The organism is Pseudovibrio sp. POLY-S9 (genome assembly GCF_001431305.1).
Classification (GTDB): Bacteria; Pseudomonadota; Alphaproteobacteria; order Rhizobiales; family Stappiaceae; genus Pseudovibrio.
Genome location: NZ_LCWX01000128.1, coordinates 1 through 2,951, shown reverse-complemented (window position 1 = coordinate 2,951; position 2,951 = coordinate 1). Strand labels below are relative to the sequence as shown.

General features: G+C 50.7%; 2 protein-coding genes. Both read left to right on the top strand.

What is annotated here, in order from left to right; all coding sequences use genetic code 11:
* A partial coding sequence (locus PPL9_RS11060) for a Tn3 family transposase (RefSeq protein WP_057462758.1) occupies window positions 1-2,592 on the top strand: 2,592 nt, incomplete at its 5' end.
* Between the two features lie 105 nt (window positions 2,593-2,697).
* The coding region (locus PPL9_RS11055) for a helix-turn-helix domain-containing protein (protein WP_152986733.1) at window positions 2,698-2,951 on the top strand (254 nt) is incomplete at its 3' end.

Here is a 2,951-nt window from a genome sequence, read left to right as displayed (position 1 = left end):
GACCGGTGCATCGATTTCCTGACACAGTATAAAATTCAGATCCCAAGTGCGCGCTCTTTATCTGACTTGATCCGATCTGGGTTGCAAAATCGCAAGGCGGCTCTCATCACCCTGATGGATACCCACATTACCGATAAAGCCCGCTGTTTAATGGATAATCTATTCACCACATCGGATGACCAGACCCGTTATCGATTAACACTGCTCAAGAAGCTATCGCAATCGACAAAACCCACTCGCATCAGAGAAAGAGCTGCCGATTTTTCCACGCTTGCTGAGCTTTACGATCAGCTGGAGGATATCCTGCAACGTCTTAACCTTGGTCACGCAGGCACTCGCTATTTTGCAGGCAGTGTGTTGAGATCGGAGATATTTCAGATACGACGACGTGAGGCCAATGATCGCTACATACACGCTGCGGCCTTTGTTGCGCATCAGTTTTTCCGCATTCATGACAATCTGATTGATGTGATGCTCAACGTGATGAAGGCCTTCCAAACAGCAGCCTCACGCGAACACAAGGAGATGTTACTTGAGAAGCGTAAAGAACACGACAAACGCCTGAAAGCGGAAGTAGAGAAGGCGGACAAATCTGTTTCCGGCTTAGTCCGCAATATCAGGAGCTTGACGGATTCTGACGCCTTGTCAGATACGCAAAAGGTCATCAAAATCAGAGAGGTACTGGACCGGAGGAAAACGGGCATATTTGATCCTCTTAAGGCGGATCTGCAGAACCCCGGATCAGATCAGAGCTGGTATGAGGTGCTGGAAGGTCACTCACTTAAGCTGCAAAATCGGCTCAATCCAATTTTAAAGGCGCTGACTTTCGAAGCGAGCGAGCGCGTTTCCAGTCTCATGGAGGCAATCAGTCATTTTAAAGACCGAGATGGTGTGGTCACCGAACGCGCTCCGGTAAAATTCCTTTCCCCAGAAGATAGTAAAGCACTATCCCGCAAAGACGGTAGTTTCCGCAGCTCACTTTATAAAGTTATGTTGTTTCAGTATGTTGCAGAAGCTGTCAAGTCAGGAGACCTGAACGTTGAACAGTCTTATAAGTATCGCGCCATGGATACTTATCTGATTGATCCGGAGCGCTGGAACCGCGAAAAACAGCAGCTGCTTGAACGGGCTGGATTAACGAAGTTTGCAGCTCCTGCCCCGATCCTGCAGGAGCTGGATACAGCCCTTCTGGCACAATATCAGGCAACGAATGGCAACATCGAGGCAAACCCGCATCTGAAATTTCGCGTGGACGGCTCCTTTCACGTCAAAACTCCAACAGCAAAATCATCTGAAAATGACCCGCCGCAGGAACTTTTTCCGGAGCGCCACGACGTGCCGCTCGCACAGGTTCTGGAAACCACCCACAATCACTGCGGTATGCTGGGCGCTCTGGAGCATTGGCAACAAACCCGTACCCGCCAGTCAGTTCCGCGCACCACCTTGCTGGCGGGGATCATGGGGCTGGGATGCAGCATCGGTGTGCGAAAGATGGCGCGGATTTCAGCCAACGTCACCGAAAGTGAACTGGAACATGCCGTTAACTGGCGCTTCTCGCATGAAAACATTCGCGCTGCAAATGATCTGGTCCTGAAGGCCATGGACCAGATGGAACTGCCCAACCTCTATCGCCGGGACGCGGAACTGCTGCACACAGCCAGCGACGGGCAGAAGTTTGAGGTGCGAGGTGAATCGCTTCTGGCTGCGCGATCCTTCAAATATTTTGGTCAAAGTCAGGGGGTAAGTGCCTATACCTTTGGCGATGAGCGCAGTTTACTCTGGCACTCGCTGATGATCAGCGCTGCTGATCGCGAAAGCACTTATGTCATTGATGGTCTTATGCATAATGACGTGGTTAAAAGCGACATCCACTCAACCGACAGTCACGGCTATAGCGAGACCATTTTCGCGCTCACCCATCTTCTCGGCTTTTCCTTTGCACCACGTATCAAGAAACTGCATAAACAGCGGATTTACCTGTTTCGGGGCCATGACCGCAAGATCCGCGAAGGCTGGCGGATCAGGCCAAATAATTACGTCAATGAGGCCTTGATCCAAGAGAATTGGGACGACCTGCTGCGTCTGGTTGCAACCATTAAGCTAAAAGAAAACACCGCCTCAGACATCTTCCGCAGGCTAAACTCCTACTCGCGCCAGCACGCCCTTTATCAGACCCTCAAAGCCTTTGGCCAAATCATCAAATCATTGTTTATCCTGCGCTATATTAAAGACCTTGACTTGCGGCAGGCCATCGAGAAGCAGCTCAATAAGGTCGAACTGGCAAACAAATTCACACGTGCCGTCGCCGTCGGTAACCCCCGTGAGTTTACCCAGGCAGAAAAAGAGGAACAGGAAATCGCCGAGGCGTGCAATCGTCTCATCAAAAACAGCATCATCTGCTGGAACTATCTCTACCTCACGCGTCAGGTCAACAATTGTAAAGACCAACAAACCAGAGAGACGCTGCTGCGCACTATCGCCGCCCATTCCCCAATATCGTGGGCACATATCAACATGCTTGGTGAGTATGATTTCTCCGAGGACAAACTTAGAGACGCTCTCGGTATTCTGCCAGTGAAACTGGCAGCCTGAGAACCCTATAAAATCAGCAGGTACCGTTTAGAAAAAAGCTTGTTTGAACAAAGGAAGTTTCAAACTATCCATGTCGCGTTTGGTACCTTTGTTGGGATGAACCCAATGTTTATTGATGCCTATATGCCAGATGAGGCAGCGGCAGTGTTTGGGATCGGCAACACATCGCGCCAGCAGAATGAGAAAGCAGAAGTCGCGGCCAGAGGTTTTACTGGTCTGCCGGTCGGTGTGAGCCGGTGGGATGTGCTCTCGCTGGTGAAAAAGCTGCAACGCGAGCTTGGCTTGACCGCAACACAAGTTGCGCATCTGGAATTTCTGGTGGGTTATACCCGCGATCAGGATTGGCAGAGCGGCAGCAA